The 20158-nt window shown below is 47.3% G+C and carries 21 protein-coding genes; 1 reads left to right on the forward strand and 20 read right to left on the reverse strand.

The window, feature by feature from the left end; genetic code table 11:
- Positions 1–77: 77 nt before the first annotated feature.
- The 18 genes from T525_RS0101410 to T525_RS0101495 form a co-directional block, all read right to left on the reverse strand.
- Positions 78–548 carry a CinA family protein gene (locus tag T525_RS0101410; protein ID WP_037324758.1) on the reverse strand — a complete coding sequence of 157 codons (471 nt, stop codon included), beginning with the start codon at positions 546–548 and terminating at the stop codon, positions 78–80.
- Between the two features lie 7 nt (positions 549–555).
- Positions 556–1881, reverse strand: coding sequence for a 30S ribosomal protein S12 methylthiotransferase RimO (gene rimO, locus T525_RS0101415; RefSeq protein ID WP_027405705.1), 1326 nt, complete (start codon positions 1879–1881; stop codon positions 556–558).
- 25 nt (positions 1882–1906) lie between these two features.
- Positions 1907–2929 (reverse strand): ABC transporter substrate-binding protein, encoded by a 1023-nt coding sequence (locus T525_RS0101420; protein WP_027405706.1) that lies wholly within the window; start codon positions 2927–2929, stop codon positions 1907–1909.
- Positions 2930–3088: 159 nt separating this feature from the next.
- Positions 3089–4258: a cell division protein FtsZ gene (gene ftsZ, locus T525_RS0101425; protein WP_027405707.1), complete on the reverse strand. Its 1170-nt coding sequence runs from the start codon at positions 4256–4258 to the stop codon at positions 3089–3091.
- Positions 4259–4368: 110 nt separating this feature from the next.
- Positions 4369–4701 (reverse strand): small basic family protein, encoded by a 333-nt coding sequence (locus tag T525_RS0101430; RefSeq protein ID WP_027405708.1) that lies wholly within the window; start codon positions 4699–4701, stop codon positions 4369–4371.
- Complete coding sequence (locus T525_RS0101435; RefSeq protein ID WP_027405709.1) at positions 4698–5393, reverse strand: DUF881 domain-containing protein; 696 nt, start codon at positions 5391–5393, stop codon at positions 4698–4700. Before T525_RS0101435 ends, T525_RS0101430 begins: the two co-directional genes overlap by 4 nt.
- A 19-nt stretch (positions 5394–5412) precedes the next feature.
- A complete protein-coding gene (locus T525_RS0101440) occupies positions 5413–6327 on the reverse strand; it encodes a cell division protein FtsQ/DivIB (RefSeq protein WP_027405710.1) in 915 nt (304 codons plus the stop codon).
- A 5-nt stretch (positions 6328–6332) separates the two neighbouring features.
- Complete coding sequence (locus T525_RS0101445; protein WP_027405711.1) at positions 6333–7271, reverse strand: D-alanine--D-alanine ligase; 939 nt, start codon at positions 7269–7271, stop codon at positions 6333–6335.
- Between the two features lie 38 nt (positions 7272–7309).
- Positions 7310–8677 carry a UDP-N-acetylmuramate--L-alanine ligase gene (murC, locus tag T525_RS0101450; RefSeq protein WP_027405712.1) on the reverse strand — a complete coding sequence of 456 codons (1368 nt, stop codon included), beginning with the start codon at positions 8675–8677 and terminating at the stop codon, positions 7310–7312.
- A gap of 22 nt (positions 8678–8699) precedes the next feature.
- Complete coding sequence (gene murG, locus T525_RS0101455) at positions 8700–9818, reverse strand: undecaprenyldiphospho-muramoylpentapeptide beta-N-acetylglucosaminyltransferase (protein ID WP_027405713.1); 1119 nt, start codon at positions 9816–9818, stop codon at positions 8700–8702.
- Positions 9815–11182: a UDP-N-acetylmuramoyl-L-alanine--D-glutamate ligase gene (gene murD / locus T525_RS0101460; RefSeq protein ID WP_027405714.1), complete on the reverse strand. Its 1368-nt coding sequence runs from the start codon at positions 11180–11182 to the stop codon at positions 9815–9817. The genes murG and murD overlap by 4 nt, the downstream gene beginning before the upstream one ends.
- A 28-nt stretch (positions 11183–11210) precedes the next feature.
- A complete protein-coding gene (gene mraY / locus T525_RS0101465; protein ID WP_369751924.1) occupies positions 11211–12203 on the reverse strand; it encodes a phospho-N-acetylmuramoyl-pentapeptide-transferase in 993 nt (330 codons plus the stop codon).
- A 48-nt stretch (positions 12204–12251) separates the two neighbouring features.
- The gene (gene murF / locus T525_RS0101470) at positions 12252–13631 is read right to left on the reverse strand and encodes a UDP-N-acetylmuramoyl-tripeptide--D-alanyl-D-alanine ligase (protein WP_027405716.1); all 1380 of its coding nucleotides are present in this window, start codon (positions 13629–13631) and stop codon (positions 12252–12254) included.
- A gap of 2 nt (positions 13632–13633) precedes the next feature.
- A complete protein-coding gene (locus tag T525_RS0101475) occupies positions 13634–15130 on the reverse strand; it encodes a UDP-N-acetylmuramoyl-L-alanyl-D-glutamate--2,6-diaminopimelate ligase (protein ID WP_027405717.1) in 1497 nt (498 codons plus the stop codon).
- A gap of 150 nt (positions 15131–15280) precedes the next feature.
- Positions 15281–15655 carry a cell division protein FtsL gene (gene ftsL / locus T525_RS13865; protein WP_037324762.1) on the reverse strand — a complete coding sequence of 125 codons (375 nt, stop codon included), beginning with the start codon at positions 15653–15655 and terminating at the stop codon, positions 15281–15283.
- A gap of 36 nt (positions 15656–15691) precedes the next feature.
- A complete protein-coding gene (rsmH, locus tag T525_RS0101485; RefSeq protein WP_027405718.1) occupies positions 15692–16636 on the reverse strand; it encodes a 16S rRNA (cytosine(1402)-N(4))-methyltransferase RsmH in 945 nt (314 codons plus the stop codon).
- Positions 16637–16644: 8 nt separating this feature from the next.
- Positions 16645–17076, reverse strand: coding sequence for a division/cell wall cluster transcriptional repressor MraZ (gene mraZ, locus T525_RS0101490; RefSeq protein ID WP_027405719.1), 432 nt, complete (start codon positions 17074–17076; stop codon positions 16645–16647).
- A 202-nt stretch (positions 17077–17278) separates the two neighbouring features.
- Complete coding sequence (locus T525_RS0101495; RefSeq protein WP_037324767.1) at positions 17279–18112, reverse strand: polysaccharide deacetylase family protein; 834 nt, start codon at positions 18110–18112, stop codon at positions 17279–17281.
- Between the two features lie 139 nt (positions 18113–18251).
- Here T525_RS0101495 and T525_RS0101500 point away from each other — a divergent pair, with 139 nt between their 5' ends.
- Entirely contained in the window at positions 18252–18449 is a 198-nt protein-coding gene (locus T525_RS0101500) for a DUF1858 domain-containing protein (protein WP_027405721.1), read from the forward strand.
- A 127-nt stretch (positions 18450–18576) separates the two neighbouring features.
- Here the strand turns inward: T525_RS0101500 and T525_RS0101505 are convergent, their stop codons facing one another.
- Both T525_RS0101505 and T525_RS0101510 read right to left on the reverse strand, forming a co-directional pair.
- Positions 18577–19521: a nitronate monooxygenase gene (locus T525_RS0101505; protein ID WP_027405722.1), complete on the reverse strand. Its 945-nt coding sequence runs from the start codon at positions 19519–19521 to the stop codon at positions 18577–18579.
- Positions 19522–19729: 208 nt separating this feature from the next.
- Entirely contained in the window at positions 19730–20128 is a 399-nt protein-coding gene (locus T525_RS0101510) for a biotin/lipoyl-containing protein (protein WP_027405723.1), read from the reverse strand.
- Positions 20129–20158 lie beyond the last annotated feature (30 nt).

The following is a 20158-nucleotide window of genomic DNA, read 5'->3' on the forward strand; positions in this document are numbered from 1 at the left end:
CATTTGAATCTTACTACGGTTATTCTAGTGGACTATTTTGAAAAAATGGTGAAAACCAAATTAAATAACCATTAGAATCACACAATATATTCTATCAGCATTGTCAAGGCCTTGTCAGTAGTTTGTTTTTTTATTTCGGTGCGACTGCCCTTAAAAAGGTTTTTCGTGACGATTACTCCCTTTGGGCCGGCTACGGAAATATACACCAAGCCCACCGGTTTCTCCACACTTCCTCCACCTGGTCCTGCAATTCCCGTTATGCCAACGCCGATATCAGCACCTATTCTCCCCCTGACTCCACCTGACATTTCCCTTGCCGTCTGTTCACTAACTGCGCCAAACTGTTTCAGGGTTTCTGCCTTCACTCCCAGATGGGACATTTTCACCTCATTGGTATAGGAAACTATTGAGCCCATAACGTAGGCCGAGCTGCCGGCCACATCTGTAAGACGGCTGGTTAACAGCCCCCCCGTACATGACTCGGCACAGGCTATGGTCTGATGGGAATCCAACAGGAGCTTTCCCACCTGTTCTTCCAGTAGCATCATTATCCCCTCACTCTGCCAATTCTCCCACCAAATCCTCTGTAAACCCCTGAAGGATACGAACCTTCACCATATCCCCCACCTGGCTGGTGGTATCGCCTTCAATATATACAAGATCATCCACGTCATCCGCCTGACGATAGGAGCGTCCGTAAGGCATCCCTTCGTCGGTGTGCCCCTCCACCATTACATCCAGCACCTTTCCCACCAGTGACTCGTTAATCTCTTGGGAAATAAGGCTCTGAATGGCCTTAATCTCGTGGTATCTGTCCTGCATAACATCTTCAGCAATCTGGTCCTCCATTGTGGCGGCGGGAGTATCCTCTTCCTTGGAATATGTAAAGAAGCCCGCATGATCAAATCGCTGCTCCTGAACAAATTCCTTCAGCTCCCGGAACTGCTCATCAGTCTCCCCAGGGAAGCCCACAATAAAGGTGGAACGAATTACCACCCCCGGCACCCGCTCACGGAGCTTTTTCAGCAATGCCACAATCTGCTCCTTGGTATCCGGACGGCGCATTTTTCTAAGCACATCATTGCTGGCGTGCTGCAACGGAATATCCACGTACTTGACAATCTTTTCTTCAGAGGCCATCACCTCAATAAGCTCGTCATTAAGGAACCGTGGATAATTATAAAGGGTCCTGACCCACTTAATGCCCTCCACCTTGCACAGCTCCTTTAAAAGCTGGGCCAAACGGGGGGCACCGTATATATCATGGCCATAGTTGGTGGTATCCTGGGCAATTAGCACGATTTCCTTTACTCCAGTGTCCGCCAGCTGTTTTGCCTCCGCCACAATATCCTCCAGCTTACGGCTGCGGAACTTGCCGCGAATCAGCGGAATGGCACAGAAAGCGCAGCGATTGTTGCAGCCCTCGGCAATTTTAATATAGGCCGTATGCTTCGGAGTAGTGGGAATACGTGGCACAGAGGCATCATAGATGGTCTCGTCCCCTTTTACCACCACACGGTTTCCCTTCAGAGTCTCGTCAATTACTTCAGTAACCCGGCCCCAGGCCTCGGTACCAATAATGCCATCTGCCTCCGGCAGCTCGTCCAAAAGCTCCTGGCCATATCTCTGGCCAAGACAGCCTGCAATAATAAGGCTCTTGCAATGGCCCTTCCCCGGCTCCTTGTATTGGGCCATATTTAATATCGTATTTATGGATTCCTCTTTTGCTGACTGAATAAATGCACATGTATTAACAATGAGAATATCAGCATCAGATGGATCATTTACCAGTTCAATCTGCCGTTCCTTAATAAGACCCAGCATAACCTCTGTGTCCACAAGATTTTTGGAACAGCCAAGACTAACAAATCCTGCTTTCAAGCTTTACCTCCTAACGAAATCTGCTTTATCTACCAAATCTGACTTCCTTGAGCCAGCGGTCCAAAAACTGACGGCGGTCCTTTTCCAGATAATCTGCCAGTTGGTCATATAAAACCACATTTTTACCAGCGAACTGCTTGGCAGCCACAAGGGAGCCATTGGCGGGCATGAAATAAAAGCCGTTATTCATCATGGCCAGCTGAGGCTCATCCGTCAGCATCCAATTAATAAATTCCTTGGCATTATCGCTGTTGGGGCAATTTATGAGAAGCCCGATTCCCGTAAGAGTATATGCGGTTCCCTCCTCGGGATAGATTATCTTCAATGGATAGCCGTCTCCAATATACCGCAGGGCCTCGCTCTGGACTACCACGGAAATATCAGCCTCCCCCATGCCGGTCATCCGGGCGGGGGTTGACAAATATTTGGCATACTGCACCACATGGGGATGAAGCTGTTTCATGTAATTCAGGGCATTATCCTCCCCGTTCTGGGCCACCATAAACATGTAGATATTGGCAGCATTGTCGGCAGCCATCAAATCAGTAATACCCAGACGATAATTCTGCAATTGGCCCAGCTCCCTCCAGGAGGCCGGAACATGAGGCAGACGATGCATATAATCCGTATTTATACAAAATACCACCGGGTCATACCACAGACCTGTCCAAAAGCCCAATCCGTCCTTAAATCGGTCACTGACCACATCGCCATGCTCAGATAGATATGGCTGGAGCCACCCTTCACTGGCTGCCCTTCTCAATACGCGGCTGTCTGTCATTATCAGATCAGCCTTCCCCGTATCCTTGATCTTTTCTGTCAGTTCCTTCTCAGTCATGGGAACGAAATTAACCCGAACCTTATGGCTTTTCTCATAAACCTCAGCCATGGCTGTTACATTCTCCGCCGGCAATGTGGTATAAACCACAATATTGCCCCGCAAACGGCTGTCGTCATAGCCACTGCTATTGGTAAAATAAAGGGCACAGAATATGGAGGCTGCAATCATAAGGAAGGAAGTCAGGAGCAGCATTGAATATCTTTTCATATACTATACACCATCGATTCAGAAACACGAAAAATCGAAAATAAAGAACACGAAATCTAGAGCGCATCTTCACTTTTCAGATTCGATTCGCTAAGATTTCATAGTAAAAATCCTGCAAGGAAATGAAACACCCTTGCAGGACTTGCAATTTAAACTTAATTATTTGTTTGAGCGCATCCACACCGGAATATCAATTCCGTTTGCCTTGTAGAAATCCTGCTTTGGAACGCCAATGTTGGCTGCATTTGCACCCTGATTGCCAAATACCGGAACTCTCATGCCAGATGGCTGACTCTGAGGCTGCTGTGGACGAATTCCGTTAGGCATTGCCATGGTCTGGGCCTGGTTAGTCTGGTTGGCCTGCTCGGATTCAAAGTTGGTGGCTACAACAGTAACGCGAATGGTGTCCCCCATGGTGTCATCCACGGAAACGCCCCAAATGATATTGGCATCCGGATGAGCCTCGGCAGTAATGCTCTGGCTGGCCTCGTTAAGCTCCATCATATTAAGGTGGGAGGTCTCACCAACAAAGTTGATAATAACGCCTCTTGCACCACTTACAGAAACCTCCAGCAATGGAGAGTTAACTGCCTCGCGAAGGGCAGCCATAGGAGCGTTGTCACCGGAAGCCTCGCCGATACCCATAAGTGCAGGACCTGCATTGCTCATAACGGCCTCAACATCGGCAAAATCCAGATTTACATAGCCGGATTCGTTGATAAGATCGGAAATGCTCTGTACACCCTGGCGAAGAATATCATCTACTTCCTTAAACGCATCAATAAAGGAAGTGGACTTGTCAATAATGTTCAAAACCTTCTCATTTGGAATGGTAATGATGGTATCAACACGCTGACGCAGTGCCTCTACACCAGCTTCAGCACGCTTGGAACGCATACGGCCCTCATAGGAGAACGGACGGGTTACTACACCCACGGTAAGAGCGCCAACCTGCTTGGCACACTCTGCCACCACCGGAGCTGCACCAGTACCGGTACCGCCGCCCATACCAGCTGCGATAAATACCATGTCAGCACCCTGCAGTGCTTCCAAAATTTCCTCACGGTTTTCCTCAGCCGCCTTGGCACCAACCTCAGGGCGGGCACCGGCACCCAAACCGCGGGTAGCCTTTCCGCCTATCTGAATACGGGTAGAAGCCAAAGACTGCTGCAATGCCTGGGAATCAGTGTTTACGGCAATAAACTCAACGCCCTTGACACCTGCATTAACCATGCAATTTACAGCATTGCTGCCGCCACCGCCGACACCAACAACCTTAATTACGGCCTTGTCATCATAATCATCAAAATTGTCAAACTCTATTGGCACTCAAAAAACCCCCACGTATATACTTTAACTCAGAAATATTATTTACATAATCATACATGGAACATTATACCATTTATCAATTATAAAATCCATAGTTTGATCATCCGAAATTAATGCTTTTTAAGCAAATGCTGGCGGATAAACCCAAGGTTATTAAAAATTCTTAAGCCAAAAGCTAACAGAGCAACAAAATATAAATCAATTCCCAGCCTGTCACCCACATATACCAAGAATGCAGCCATTAAAGAATTTGTGAAAAATCCGGAAATAAAAATCTTGTCATCAAAATTGCCGCTGCAGGCAGCCTTAATACCGCCGAATACTGAATCCAGGCAGGCCATTAGGGCAACAGAAAAGAGGCTGGAATAGCCTGCGGGAATGCCAAATGGAACCAAAAAGCCCAAGGCTCCGCCAATAAGGAGGCCCACTACTGCGTAAATCATTTTGTCTCCTCCTCTTTGCTTGACCTGTTTGCCAGCTTGTATTTGGCCGTCGCCTTATACGCCGGAATCCACACGTTGTCCATTGGCTGAATGTTCAGGCTGATGCCCCATACCTTCAGGGAATCTGCCACACCGCCGCGCATATTAATGGCATTTGTCAAATTATCCTTGTCACCTATAGCTCTTATTTCAAAAGGAGGTGCTGAACGAACATTATTCACGGAAATAGTTGGTCCGGCGCAACGAATCTCAGAATTTGCCGTCAATCGCTGGCCATTGATGGACAAAGCCTCTGCTCCTGCGGCCCTAAGTTCATTCACGACCTTTAAAATATCCTCATCATGAACCAGATAAAGATTTGGGTCATTTTCCACCTTGGCCTTCTTGGCACTGTCATCAATGGTAATAACGATCCCCGGCCCCTCCAGCGGAGTCATGCCGGAAATCATCATAATATCATCTGTAATTTTCTCTGATTTGGCATCGCCGGACATACCCTTCAAATCACGGTTTTCAGCCTCCAAGGCCTGATTTTCTGCCTCGGCCTGATGAAGTCTGGCCGCCAGCTCTTCCACACGCTGGGTTGGCTGGGAAGCCCTTATGTCCTCTGTACTCCTAAACTGGATAACCAGCATAAATCCTAGAACCATGCAAACGCAGGCAATAGACAATCGCCCTTTCTCAAAATGCATTTTTCTCCTCCTATACCGACTATTCCTTTAGCTTAATGGAATAGGAACCATCAAATCTGGCATCCACATACTCAATAGGATGCTTTGCCTGCTTAACCTCGCGATTGACACTTTCCGTAATATCCAGCTTTTTCTGAAGGCTGTCAATATGCCCCATCTTCAGCTGCACGGAACGGTTCATATACACTGTCACATTGGCAGGATCAGCAATATTTATCTCTGCAATGCCAATGGCTGTATCATGGCTCAGCTTGTCCAGATAGGCCAGAACCTTTGAAAGCTGCTCATTCTCCACAGTATCTCCTACGAAGAGATCAGCCACCTCCACCCCGCTGACAATTGGTACAGGAATCTGGGCCAGGGTCCTGTGTGCATCCAGAACAATGCCACCCCGGCCGACCTCCAGATAGCCATAATCACATTTTATGATAGCCAACGGAACACGCTCCACCACTTGAATATCCAAGGAATCCGGAAATTTGCGTTTCACAATTGCCTGATCAATGCGAATATCCTTGGCCATGGTCTGCATGATTTCATCCGTGGCCAGCTGAAAGAGATTTTCTCCCATATTTATGCCGGATATCCGAACGATCTCCTCCTCACTAAGGTAGACATTGCCGTGAATATTTACATGTTTCAGCACAAACACCGGGGACAGTGCAATGGCTATAAACGCCAAAAAAGCAGCCAAAAGCCCCAACACCCGAATCAAACCTCGACGAGTGATGATTTTGCGCTTGGGCTGGCCATTGGCTTCCTGCCTTGCCGATTTGCCCACATTTCCTCTGATTACAGTATTATCTATGGATTCTGCGGTAATGTTTTCATCATTTTCCGCCCTGATAGATTCCCCTGCTATCAGCGGTTTATATTCCATTGTATTGTCAATTATTTCCTTGTTATCGGCATTATCCATGTCGTCAAAGTTCATTATTCTCAGTCCTCAAAACCAGCCATATACAGTATTTTCTGGCAGAGCTCAGGGAATTCCAGTCCCGCAGCACGGCCGGCATCAGGAACCAAAGAGGTTTCTGTCATGCCCGGTACGGTATTTACCTCGATGGCATAAGGCTTATTATCCTCACTGAGCATAAAATCTACACGGGCTACACCACAACAGCCGCATACTGCAAAGGCACGCTTGGCAATATTCTTGATTTCCTCCGTAAGCTCATCACTTATTGGTGCCGGGATAATATGCTGGGAAGCGCCCACCTTGTACTTGTTTACGTAATCATACCAGCCCTCAGAGGTGGTAATCTCAATAATTGGCAGTACCTCCTGCTTTTCCTCATTGCCGTAAACAGCCACAGTGAGCTCACGGCCCTTGATATATTCCTCCACCAGAACGGCGTTATCATACTTAAAGGCCTCATTAAGGGCCTCCTTCAGATCCTTGGCTTCTCTAACAATAACCACACCTATGCTGGAGCCCTGGGCAGCAGCCTTTACAACTACGGGAATATCAAATTCCTCCTGAATCTCTTTGGCCAAATCCCGCTGCTTATGCTCAAAGCGGAAATAGGTGTGAGACCTTGGAGTAGGCACGTCACCAGCCTGGAAAAAACGCTTGGTGGCCACCTTGTCCATGGTAACCGCAGCAGCACAAACCCCGGAGCTGGTATACGGAATACCCAGCATTTCCAGAGTGCCCTGAATAATGCCGTCCTCGCCAAACTTGCCATGAAGGGCATTGAATACAAAATCTGCCTTCATTTCCCTGATTTCGTCCACAAAGGTCTCCGGAACCAGTTCCAGGCCCACGGCGTTATAATTCTTGGATTTTAAGGCGTTTAAAATAGCAGTACCACTGCGGCGGGATACCTCCCCCTCGCTGGATGGCCCACCCATTACAACTACAATTTTCTTACTCATTCTTGTTAATAACTCCCACTCATTCTATCTAAGCGATATTATTTTAAAAGTTCTACCAGTTCTTCGCCACACTTAACGATGTCCCCTGCCCCCATGGTCATAATGAGATCACCCTCCTGGGCAATGGACTTGAGATAGGCGGCAATATCCTTCTTATCCTGGATATACACAGTCTTCTGACCAGTCTGCTGAGCCACTTCCTTTACCAGAAGCTCTCCATCAACCCCCGGAATAGGGTCCTCCCCGGCAGAATACACATCAGTAAGCACCAGAAGGTCAGCCCCCTCAAAGCAGCTGCCATATTCCTTTTGCAAAAGCTGGGTACGGCTGTAACGATGTGGCTGGAAGGCACACACCAGTCGCTTTGGCTGGGTCTGGCGGGCAGCCTTTAAGGTGGTGGCAATCTCCGTAGGGTGGTGGGCGTAATCATCCACTACCCATACACCATGAGCCTTGCCCTTGGTCTGGAAACGGCGCTTTGCCCCGTTAAACATGGTAAGGCCCTCGGCCATCTGGGCCACTGTCTGGCCCATGGTAATACCGGTTACCACGCAGGCCATTGCATTGAGCACATTATGACGTCCCGGAACATTCAGCTTTACTGTGCCCAGATTCTCACCATTATGCATAACGTCAAAGGAAGTACCTCTGGCATCTGCCTTAATATTGGCAGCCATGTAATCCGCCTCATGGTCAATGGCATAGGATACGATTTTGCGGTTAACATTTTTGACAATATTTCTGATATTTTCGTTATCGAAGCACACAACGCCCCAGCCATTCTCACGGATCTGGTTCAAAAACTGGGTAAAAGCTTTAATAATATTTTCCATGGTACCGTAATGGTCCATGTGATCATTTTCCACATTGGTGACAATGCCAATGTATGGATAATATTTCAGGAAGGTACCATCGCTTTCATCGGCCTCAGATACCAGATAATCACTTTTGCCCAGTTTGGCATTGCTGCCAAGGTAGTCCACCTCGCCGCCGATAATAATGCTTGGTGATACCCCCTCATAATCCAGTGAGACACCCAGCATGGAGGTGGTTGTGGTTTTGCCATGGGCACCGGCTACGGCAATGCCCTTGGAATTATTGATGAGAAATGCGTTTACATCGGAGCGGTGAAGACGCTTCAGCCCAAGACGCTTTGCCTCCACCACCTCAGGATTTTCTTCACGAATGGCACTGGAAACAACAATCGCCTCTGTGTCCTGAACATTCTCTGCACGCTGACCGATGAAAACCTTGGCACCCAAATCACGGAGGACGCCAGTCATAACGGACTCCTTAACATCTGAGCCGGAAACAGTATATCCCTTTTCCACCAAAATCTTGGCCAGCGCGCTCATGCCGGCACCGCCAATACCTACAAAATGAACCTTCTTAATGCCTGTAAGCACTATAATACTTCCCTTCAAAAAATTATTTTTGTTTGTTGCGGGCTAACTCTAAAATCATTTCCGCAATGGTATCCGCTGCCTCCGGATGACCAAGATTATGGCTTCTTTCAGCCATCTCCTGCAGTTTGCGGTCATCTGCCAGCAGCTCCTCAATGGTGGAAATCAATATTTCCGCACTGATATCCTTGTTGAGAATAACCTTTGCAGCCCCGGCCTTTTCTATGGCACGGGCATTATACTCCTGATGATTTTCCGCCGCATAAGGGTATGGAATCAGCACCGCCGGAATCCCCTTGGCGGTAAGCTCTGCCAGTCCGGTGGCACCAGCCCGGAACACAGCCAGATCTGCCACTGCCATGGCCTGAGGCATATTGTACAGATATGGATACACCCTCAGATTGGAAAACTTATCCAAATCCACCCCTGCCTCGGCAATGCGCCTTAAAATGTCCTCATGCTCTGCCTTGCCGGTGGCGTGAAGGATCTGGACCCGCTTGCTGCCGGCAAAATGCTTAAGCACCCCCACCATGGCACGATTAATGCTTCTGGCCCCACGGCTGCCTCCGGACACCAGCACTGTTTTCTTGGACGGGTCCAGCTCAAAGGTGCTGTAACCTGGCTCCCGCTGGGTATTTACCACCTCATTGCGAATGGGATTGCCGGTAAAAATCACCTTGTCCTGGGGGAAATGCTTATTGGCTTCAATGGCCCCGGTGGCAATTCTGGAAACAAAATTGGATAAAATTTTGTTGGTAATGCCGGGAACCACATTTTGCTCCTGAATAAGCGTCGGTATCCCCATAAGGCTTGCTGCCATCAGCACGGGACCGCAAACGTAGCCGCCGGTACCAATAACCACATCGGGCTTGAAGGAGCGGACTATTCCCGCTGCCTTGCCCACGCCCTTTATGGCTTTAACGGCCCGAATCAAATTGACCGGGCTCAGACTTCTTTTGAACCCCTGCAAATCCACGGTTTTAAATGGAAATCCTTCCTTGGGAACAATATCGGCCTCCAGCCCTTTGCTGGTTCCCACATAAAGGACCTCCAGATTATCTATTCTTTTCTGCAATGCCCGTATGATGGTTACAGCGGGATAAATATGCCCTCCTGTACCACCGCCGGATACGATTATTTTCATTTAAGTAATTCCTTTACCAAACGCTTGAATTCACGACCGCGCTCCTCAAAGCCGGAAAACATATCAAAGGATGCACAGGCCGGGGAAAGGAGTACAGTCTGAGGAATACCCCCAATATTATGGGCAATTTCCACAGCCTTTTCCATGGAATAGCCTGCCTCATGGATGTGCTCCGGACTGTAGCCCGATGCAATGGCATTTTCCTTAAAGCGGGCAGCAGCGTCACCCACGAGAATCAGCTCATCCACACGCTCCTTCACCAATGCCATAAACTCACTGAGATCAGTATGCTTGTCGTCGCCGCCGGCAATGAGGATGAGATGTCCCTCAAAGCTCTGCAATGCCTTTATTGCAGAGTCCGTATTGGTGGCCTTGGAATCATTGAAGTATGGAACTCCATTTACAGTGGCCACCGGCTCAATGCGATGCTCCACTGGCTTAAAGGACTTAAGGCTCTCCCCTATTTTAGGCAGGCGCGCACCGCCCAAGTATGCCGCTGCAGCAGCTGCCAGGGCATTTTCGATATTGTGACCGCCCTTTATTTTCAGTTCATCAGTGCGGCACAGCTTACAGGTCTGGCCGTTCCAGGAAATGGTAAGCCAGCCATCGTTAACGAAGGCACCCTCCTTGAGGATTTCCCTGCGGCTGAAGAAGAACACCTTGCCCTTGGCACGTTTGGCCATATCACGGGTCTTTTCATCATCATAATTAAGCACCAGATAATCATCCGGCCCCTGGTTTTTAAACATTTTCTCCTTCATGGCCTGATATACCTCAAGGCTGCCGTGGCGAACCACATGGTCAGGAGTTACATTTAATACCACAGCCACATGGGGATTGAAGTTTTCGGAGGCCTCCATTTGATAGCTGGAAATCTCTGCTACAATACAGCTCCCCTCGCCGGCCTTAAGGACCTCCTCACAAAGGGGAATGCCAATATTGCCCCCTACCCCTGCATTTGGATATCTGGTACGCATCAGCTGGCCGAGAAGGCTTACGGTGGTGGTCTTGCCATTTGTGCCGGTTACGGCCAAAATTGGGGATTTTGCCAAATTATAAGCCACTTCCACCTCGGTGGTAACAGGAATATTGCGCTTGTATGCCTCCTGAACCACAGGAATGCGGACGGGCACAGCCGGGGAAAGAATAACCATATCCACCCCGTCAAGAAGACTTGGCTCCTGTTTTCCAAACACCAGGTTTATGCCAGCGTCCCGAAGTTCCTGCATATTATAGCTGATATCAGCCTCAGCCTTGGAATCGCTAAGGGTAACCTCCGCGCCCATATTCTTGGCAATCTTGGCCACGGCATTGCCGCTGATGCCCGCACCAATAACCAACACCTTTTTTCCCATGAACTCCATTTCTCACATCTCCTATAATTACCGATATTTAGGATATTTTTCCAAAAATATACAATGCCAGGCCCAAAGCCCCTGCAACAGCCCCCACAGACCAGAAGGTCCATACAACACGAACCTCGCTCCAGCCCTTCAGCTCAAAATGATGATGAATAGGACTCATCAAAAATACTCTTTTCCCAGTGGTTTTAAAGGAAATAACCTGAATTATAACAGACAGGGCCTCACAAACAAATATAAAGCCGATAACTGCCAGCAAAATTTCCGTATGGGTCAGAATGCCAAGGGCCGCCATAACGCCGCCCAAAGCAAGTGATCCAGTATCTCCCATGAAAATTTTGGCAGGGTGATAATTGAACTTCAAAAATCCCAGACAGGCACCAATGGTGGCTGCGCAAAGAATAGCCAAATCTGCTTTTCCCATTGCCAAGCATACCAGCATATAGAAAAATGCCGCCACAACCACGGTACCAGAGGCCAAGCCATCAAGACCATCGGTGAGGTTTACTGCATTGGTGGCCCCCACCATAACGAAAAACAGCAGGGCATAAAAGCCGTAGCCCAAATCTATGCTGCCAACAAATGGCACCCAAAGGTCAGTGGGAAGTCCACCAAACACTGCCACCAAAGCTGCCATTATAATCTGTCCCAGCAGCTTCTGACGTGGCTTCAGGCCCTCATTATGCTTCCTTACCACCTTTATGTAGTCGTCAAGAAAGCCCAGGGCAAAATGTCCCAAAATCACAAACAATGCAAGCAAAATTTCCACAGTATGATCTGCAAATACCAGAGTTGAAAGCACCAGCCCCAGAACAATCATCATACCGCCCATAGTAGGAGTTCCGCTTTTGGCCTGATGACTCTGGGGACCTTCCTCGCGAATGGCCTGCCCAAACTTCAGCTTGTGCAGCTGAGGTATCAGCCAAGGGCCGGCCCCCAACACCAGAATAAAGCTTAAGGCCAGCGCAAAGGCTGCACTCATAGGCAGGACAATGGCGGTGCCTGCTATTGTAAATTCCAACATAATATTGTAAAAGCCTCCAAATAATTCAACTAAAACTATCCTGTTTCTTTAAATAAGATCAATAATCGCTTCCATCTTCATGCCCCGGGAACCCTTAAAGAGCACCGTATCTTCCGGCTGAAGCAGCTCCTTCAGCTTTGCCGCAGCCGCCTCATGGCTGTCCACATGGAATACATTTTCCATACCGGCCTCCGTGGCACCTCGGACGATTTCCCTGCCCATTGGGCCAAATGCCACCAAAGCCACAGCACCACTTTCTGCCACCTGACGGCCCACCTTCTGATGAGCTGTCACAGATACATCCCCCAGCTCCAGCATGTCTCCCAGTACAGCAATACGACGGCCCTTTGTTATTTCGCCCAACGTATTGATAGCCGCCTCCATGGACATAGGGCTGGCATTATAAGCGTCATTTATAATATTGTACTGACCTATACGCTTTGCCTCAAAACGCATGCCGGTCATTTCCAGACCATTAAGGCCCCTCTGAATATCAGAAGCATCCATTCCCAAAGCATAGCCTGCCGCAATAGCCGCCAAGGCATTGGAAACATTGTGACGGCCCACCATCGGAAGCTCAAAGTCCCCAACAGGACCGTTGGTGCCCAAACGGCACTTAAAGGTTGTGCTGTTAAGGCCGCCCTCCACATCAAAGGCCTTTATATCTGCCTCATTGTCAATGCCAAAGGTAATAACCTTTACACCGCCATTGCACTTATCCTTCATGGCAGCTGTATATTCATTGTCATTATTCAAAATAACAGTTCCGCCGGAGGGAATAGCCTCCACCAGCTCAGCCTTGGCCTTGGCAATATTTTCCATGGAGCCCAGAAGCTCCATGTGGGTTTCCCCCACATTTGTAACAATACCGATGGTGGGAGCCGCTATCGGTGCTAAAGCCGCAATCTGGCCAAGCCCCCGCATACCGATTTCCACCACTGCCGCCCTATGAGTCTCATTCATGTTGAGGAGAGTCATAGGAAGGCCAACTTCATTATTGTAATTTGCCTGGGTCTTTAAAACCGGGAACTTGGCCGACAGCACGGAAGCCGTAAGGTCCTTGGTGGTTGTCTTGCCATTGGAGCCGGTAATGCATACCACAGGAATATCAAACTTCATGCGCCAAAAATGAGCCAGTTCCTGATATGCCCTCTGGGTATCAGTGGCAGCCTTTATAACGGTACCCCCAAGCTCTGTCTGTGGCATCTGGTATTCATTGCTGACAAGAACACCATTTGCCCCCAGCTTCAAAGCCTCCTCAGCGAAGGTCTCGCCATTGAAACGCTCTCCCTTCAGGGCTATAAACAAACAGCCCGGAATGATTTTGCGGGTATCAGTAATAATTTCAGAAAAGAGCTCCTTGCCATGCTCCAGTATTTCTGCACCATTTAAGGCAGTTTCTATATCCTTTAAAGAAAACTCAGGCATAATTATTCTCCCATTTTCGCTTTGATGGCCTCTGCAGCCACCTCTTTATCGTCAAAATGAATCGTCTTATCCTTGAGAATCTGGTAATCCTCATGACCCTTGCCGGCAATTACCACAATGTCACCCTTCTTGGCAATTTCCACGGCTCTGAAGATAGCCTCACGTCTGTCAATAATAGCCTCATGCTGCTTATTGCCGGCCGCCTGCTCAACTCCCTCTACAACCTGGCTGAGGATAAAGGAAGGGTCCTCAGTACGTGGATTATCTGAGGTGGCAACGATAATATCAGAAAGCTCCGCGGCAATACGTCCCATTATTGGACGCTTTGTGCGATCACGGTCACCGCCACAGCCAAATACTGTAATAATACGGTTGTCGCAAATCTTGCGGGCGGTGTGGAGAATATTTTCCAGTCCGTCAGGAGTATGGGCATAATCCACGATTACAGCAAAGTCCTGACCGCCACGAACCAGCTCAAAACGGCCCGGCACGCCGCTGAACTCCTCCAGGGCAGCCTTAATAAACGGAAGTGGCACTCCCTCAGCCATGGCAGCTCCCGCAGCCGCCATTACGTTATACACGTTAAAGATGCCTGTAATCTTCAAATCCAGTGGCAGAGAACCAAATTGCTGCTTAATATCGAACTTGGCACCACTGGCCAGAACCTGAATATTTTCAGCCTTTAAGGAGGCCTCATTTTCAATGCCATAGGTAATATGACGGCAGTCAGCGTGATCCAGCATAAATTTTCCAGCCTCATCATCAATGTTTACAATGGCAGTCTTGCCATTCTTAACATTGGAAGGGCTGCTGACCATTTCGAACAGCTTTGCCTTGGCCAGCTTGTAGTTTTCCAGTGTCTTATGGTAGTCCAGATGATCCTGGGTTAGATTGGTGAATACCACAGTATCGAATTCCACCCCGGCAACCCTGTCCTGATCAAGGGCATGGGAGGATACTTCCATAACCACGTAATCCATGTTCTTCTCCAGCATCATGTGCATGGTATGCTGAAGCTCCACCACATCAGGGGTGGTATTGTGAATTGGCAGCACCTCATCCTCTATCATAATCTGAATGGTGCCGATAAGTCCCACCCTGAAGCCCATCTTACGGAGCATCGCCCGTATCATATAGCTGATGGAGGTCTTGCCGTTGGTACCGGTGATGCCGATTACGCGCATGCGCTGGGCCGGGTAATCATAAAAAAATGGCACGATGACCTTAAGGGCTTCCTTCAGGTCCGGTACCAGCAGTACATCCATCCCCACAGGCATAAAGGCGTTCTCATTATCTGTAATAATGGCTACAGCCCCCTTCTCCTGAGCTTGGGGAATAAAGTCGTGGCCATCCACATGGGCCCCCACCATACATACAAAAAGGGTACCTTCAACAGCCTTTCTGGAATCATGCTCTATATTTTTAATTACAGTCTCACTGCTGCCAAAAATCTCAGAACCCTCAATAAGTGCCGCCAGTGAACCCAATGTTTTTTCCATTAGAATTTCCTCCTAATTTATGTCATAACACAACTAATTTATTATAACGCCGCAACCCATACCGTGCAACTAAAAATAAACTCCCCATTTTTTGCAATAGAAAAGGGACTGCTTATCGCAAGTCCCTTTTCACTATGCCTATTAGTCCTTTTAATGCTTCGCCTGATTCCCTGCAAAATAATTTTCCTGTGGTACAGTCATCCCCAACTGATTCACAGCAATTTCCTTGATACGGGAATGAGACTTTAACTTTGCGTTTTCTACTCTGAGTGTTTCGTTGCTTTTCTCCAGGGCACTAGCTTCAGCCTGAATACGACCGACTTCGTACACTTCACTTGCCAGACAGCTGCTAAACCATAAGATTAAACCATAAATAAGTGCACTTACAACTAAAAAGCAAACTGCCTTTTTACGACGAGGGTCCTTCTGTACGTTACGCCTTACAATTTTACGTCGTATAATCCTTTGCTGTTCCTGGGGAAGTTCCTCAAAGTACTCTTCTTCAATTAATTGACGGGCAAGCACACAAGTAACCTCCTTTCAGTGCTTATTTACTAGGTGTCAATCCAATTTCTCCGCTATCCGCAGCTTAGCGCTTTTAGCTCTTGAATTCTGTTCCAGTTCATTGTCTGAAGCCACAGCAGCTTTCACAAGAAGCTTAATCTCTGGCTTATGGTTGCATACACAAACTGGAAGAGATGGCGGACAAATACATCTGCTTGACATTTCCTTAAGTACGTTCTTGGCAATTCTGTCCTCAAGGGAATGGAAGGTAATAATTGCTATTCTGCCGCCTGGCTTTAAATGCTTAACTGCAGTACGGAAAGCTTCTTCAAGAATCCCCAGCTCGTTATTAACCTCTATTCTAACTGCCTGAAAAATGCGCTTGGCAGGATGGCCTCCCTTGGCATTTCTCACTGCAGCCGGAACCGCCTTTTTTATTATATCCACCAGCTCACCTGTGGTTTTGATAGGCCCTGTTTTTCTTGCCTCCACGATGAACTGTGCTATTCTCTTATACCATCTTTCTTCGCCATATTCCTTAAAGATACGGCAAAGCGCATCCAAGTCATACTTGTTGATAACATCATAGGCAGAAAAATCCGCCTGCTGATTCATCCTCATGTCCAAAGGGGCATCCTGCATGTAGGAAAAGCCTCTTTCTGCTGTATCCAGCTGATGAGATGATACCCCCAAATCAAAGAGGATACCGTCGATTGACTCTGCATCCTGCTCCTGAAGGATTGTCTCCAGACCGGAAAAATTCGCCTTTACTATATTAACGCGACACTTTACTCCAGTCAACCGCTTAGTTGCAGCTTCTATGGCTGAAGTGTCCTGGTCAATACCTATCAATCTGCCATCTTCATTCAGCTTATCAGCAATCATCCGGGAATGGCCGGCACCACCCAAGGTACAGTCCACATAGGTTCCGGACAGGTTTGTTACCAGTCCGTCAACTGTTTCCTCCGGCATCACGCTTACATGATGAAATTTCTCACTCATTTGTTACCTCATATTCCCAATTCTGCCAAGGTTTCAGCTATAGCAGAAACAGATGGAGTAATTTCTTCATTGTACTTAAGCCATTCATCCTTGCTCCAAACTTCAATACGATTGGAAACGCCGATAAGTATAGCATCTTTCTTAAGGGAAGCATGCTCACGGAGGGTGGCAGGAATCAGGAATCTTCCCTGTTTATCAAGCTCAACCTGACGGGCACCTGAAAAGAAGAAACGCACAAAGGCGCGAGCTTCAGTTTTTGCTAAAGGTAGTTGACGAAGCTTTACTGAAAGCTGCTCCCATTCAGACTGAGGATAGATGAACAAGCAGTTATCCAATCCCTTGGTAATAATGAAGGATTCGCCTAATTCACTGCGAAAATCAGCCGGTAAAATAACTCGGCCCTTCGCATCCAGCGAATGGTTATATTCGCCCATTAACATCCTTCATCACCACCTTGTAGTCATAGTCTACCACAATCCCCCACTTTTTTCCACTTTTTAATGAATTTTGCCGCCAAAATTTTCAAAAAATTAAAAAAAAGGAAAAATGTCCTAGAAGCCCGTTCCAGGCAGTTTGAGAAGATTTAATTTATAAAAGAAAAAACACCTTCAGCATGAAGCCAAAGGCGTTAAAACACATTATTTATTTTTTAATCCATCCATCCTTATTCATAAGTGGGAGATATAAAACTCTTTCCAAAAAGTCCTTATTGGTATCTTCTGTATGAAATATAGGTACCCTCTCAAGAGCATAAACATTACTATTGCGGTTGACCGCATCATACTTAATGGTAAATCCGGCCTTATAGCCTGCATTCTTCACTAACTGCGCAATATGGAGGTTATAAGTCCCAGTCGGATATGCAATGAAGCAGGAATCCTTTCCCAGCTTCTCCTTTAGCATTGCTTTGGATTTCGTCAGCTCCTCCATAATCTGATCGTCACTGGCCTCAGTCATGGACTTATGAGTAGCTGTATGTGACTCAATAGAAAACCCATTGTCTTCCAGTTCCCTTGCCTGACTCCAGGTAAGATAATTTGGATACTTTTCCAAATAGGTGGTAACTACAAAAATGGTACCAACAAAGCCATACTTTTTCATTATGGGATATGCATTCTTATAGTTGTCAACATAACCGTCATCGAATGTTATCATGACCGGATTATCCGGAAGCTCCGCACCATTTGTCACAAACTCGTACAGCTGATCAGGTGTAATAGTATGATAACCGTGCTGGCTTAACCACTTCATTTGCTTTTCAAAATCTTCCGGTCTAACTGAGAGGGAATGAAATGTATTGTCAATTTTATGATAATTTAGAACCGTAACTCCTCTATGATCCTCTGTCTTAGCTAACTGATGCACCACAGGCTCTTCCTTCTTGCCTATAAAAGCTATCAGACCAACAGCCAAAAGAATAATTCCTGCCACTATAACCAATCTATATTTTTGAATATACTCATCAATATTAACCATAATTTCCCTCCATATTAATACCACCACTACATTATACCGCAATCATTTTATTTTTCCCACATTATATTAGGAAATTTTTCTTATTTATGTTATAATCGTGGAGTGTAATTAATAATTATTATTAAGGAGGTTGTTATATATGACTATTACAAAGGACATGTCCATCATGGAGGTTGTTACTAAATATCCTGATACCGTTCCTGTTTTCATGGAGAGCGGCATGGGCTGCATCGGCTGTGCTGCCGCACACTTCGAGAACATCGAGCAGGGTGCATCTGCCCACGGCATCGATATTGACAAGCTCATGGAGGGCCTCAACAGCGTTGTTGAGCAGTAATTAAGCCCATCAGAGAGCCCAATTTGTCTGAAGTTTAATATAACAAAAAATTAAGACGCTTGGAACTGTGGTATCTGCCACAGCCCCAAGCGTCTTTTTATTTAACTTTTATCTTTTACTTACCCAATCAAATTTCTATCTTCTGGGCATTTTTCAAGGTCTCCCTTGCCTCTGCCACCAGATTTTCTATGATAGCGGCCATTGGCTCAATTTTCTTTATTGGAGTCAGGCTCTGGCCGGCCTGAATCATACCCTTTTCCATATCGCCATCCACGGCTGCCAGCTTATTGGTGCCTGTAGCCAGCTTAAGGAGCTCCTCCTTGGTGGCCTTTCCGGAAAATTCCAGTGCCTGGTATTCCTCGGAGAATTTATTTTTGAGACCACGTACAGCGCTCTTTATGGTCTGCCCCGTTACGATGGTGTCCGTATCAACAGCATCGATAAGCTTCTGTTTGAAATTCGGGTGAACCGGGCACTCCTCAGCCACAAGGAATCTGGTTCCCATCTGCACGCCAGCTGCTCCCATAAGAAGTGCTGCGGCAATACCACGGCCATCTGCGATACCTCCGGCCATTACCACCGGAATATTTACTTCCGGAATTACCTGGGTCATTAGAGCCATGGTAGTAAGCACGCCAATATGGCCGCCGGCCTCCATACCTTCTACTACAATGGCATCCGCATTATTCTGTTCCAGCCGCTTGGCCAATTTAACATTTGGCACCACAGGAATAACCTTGATACCTGCATTATGCAGTGGCCCCACAAATGGCACCGGATTGCCTGCCCCCAGAGTTACAAAGGCTGGCTGTTCCTGGCAGATAACCTCCAGAATTTCATCCTTATTTGGTGCCATCAGCATAATATTTACACCGAAAGGTTTACCTGTAAGTGTCTTTGCCTTACGAATTTCATCTCTTACATACTCTGTGGTACGACCACCACAGGAAATAATTCCGGCTCCCCCTGCATTGGACACAGCCGCAGCCATGTTGGCATCAGAAATCCAGGCCATACCACCCTGAATTATCGGATACTTTATCCCCAGTACCTCACAAATACTTTTTGCCATATTGTTACCTCCATCTCTTTTCCCCAAACAACAGGGATTCAAATACCTTTTTTATCTTCTACACCATAAGATAAAAATCCTCTTTTTATATCACTTGTTGCTCCAAAGGATTCATCCACCTCGATGAAAAACAGATAAAAAGAAACAGGCGTCTCCGAATAATTTCAGAGACGCCCATTTTATTTACGTAAAGATACCCGTCAGCTTATTAGCCGATGATAACCATAGCCTCGCCAGCGGATACAGTGGAGCCCTCGGATACGTTAACAGCCTTAACAGTACCATCGCATGGTGCAGGAATCTCGTTCTGCATCTTCATAGCCTCGAGGATGATTACAGTATCGCCGGACTTAACAGCAGTGCCTTCGCCAGCAACAACCTTCAGAACCTTACCAGGCATTGGAGCGGAAACTGCAGTCTCGCCAGCGCCTGCTGCTACAGCAGCCTTAGCTGGAGCTGGTGCAGGTGCAGCAGCTGGAGCAGGAGCTGCCTTAGGAGCAGCTGGTGCAGCCTTTGGAGCAGCAGACTTTGCAGGAGCTGCGCCCTTTACTTCCTCAACCTCAACCTCATAAGCGGTACCATTAACTTTGATATTGAACTTTTTCATTTAATCTTTCCTCCAAATTTAAGTATTTCT

This window comes from Anaerovibrio sp. RM50 (assembly GCF_000622005.1).
Taxonomy (GTDB): Bacteria; Bacillota; Negativicutes; order Selenomonadales; family Selenomonadaceae; genus Anaerovibrio.

Bases quoted from the DNA above. Each gene is read 5' to 3' on its own strand.
- T525_RS0101505 (WP_027405722.1), bottom strand. From the start codon at position 19,521: ATGGCAAAAAGTATTTGTGAGGTACTGGGGATAAAGTATCCGATAATT.
- T525_RS0101430 (WP_027405708.1), bottom strand. From the start codon at position 4,701: ATGATTTACGCAGTAGTGGGCCTCCTTATTGGCGGAGCCTTGGGCTTT.
- T525_RS0101440 (WP_027405710.1), bottom strand. From the start codon at position 6,327: ATGAACTTTGACGACATGGATAATGCCGATAACAAGGAAATAATTGAC.
- T525_RS0101420 (WP_027405706.1), bottom strand. From the start codon at position 2,929: ATGAAAAGATATTCAATGCTGCTCCTGACTTCCTTCCTTATGATTGCA.
- T525_RS0101475 (WP_027405717.1), bottom strand. From the start codon at position 15,130: ATGGAAAAAACATTGGGTTCACTGGCGGCACTTATTGAGGGTTCTGAG.
- T525_RS0101435 (WP_027405709.1), bottom strand. From the start codon at position 5,393: ATGCATTTTGAGAAAGGGCGATTGTCTATTGCCTGCGTTTGCATGGTT.
- murF (WP_027405716.1), bottom strand. From the start codon at position 13,631: ATGCCTGAGTTTTCTTTAAAGGATATAGAAACTGCCTTAAATGGTGCA.
- T525_RS0101510 (WP_027405723.1), bottom strand. From the start codon at position 20,128: ATGAAAAAGTTCAATATCAAAGTTAATGGTACCGCTTATGAGGTTGAG.
- T525_RS0101500 (WP_027405721.1), top strand. From the start codon at position 18,252: ATGACTATTACAAAGGACATGTCCATCATGGAGGTTGTTACTAAATAT.
- mraZ (WP_027405719.1), bottom strand. From the start codon at position 17,076: ATGTTAATGGGCGAATATAACCATTCGCTGGATGCGAAGGGCCGAGTT.
- rsmH (WP_027405718.1), bottom strand. From the start codon at position 16,636: ATGAGTGAGAAATTTCATCATGTAAGCGTGATGCCGGAGGAAACAGTT.
- T525_RS0101410 (WP_037324758.1), bottom strand. From the start codon at position 548: ATGATGCTACTGGAAGAACAGGTGGGAAAGCTCCTGTTGGATTCCCAT.
- murG (WP_027405713.1), bottom strand. From the start codon at position 9,818: ATGAAAATAATCGTATCCGGCGGTGGTACAGGAGGGCATATTTATCCC.
- T525_RS0101495 (WP_037324767.1), bottom strand. From the start codon at position 18,112: ATGGTTAATATTGATGAGTATATTCAAAAATATAGATTGGTTATAGTG.
- murD (WP_027405714.1), bottom strand. From the start codon at position 11,182: ATGGAGTTCATGGGAAAAAAGGTGTTGGTTATTGGTGCGGGCATCAGC.
- T525_RS0101445 (WP_027405711.1), bottom strand. From the start codon at position 7,271: ATGAGTAAGAAAATTGTAGTTGTAATGGGTGGGCCATCCAGCGAGGGG.
- mraY (WP_369751924.1), bottom strand. From the start codon at position 12,203: ATGTTGGAATTTACAATAGCAGGCACCGCCATTGTCCTGCCTATGAGT.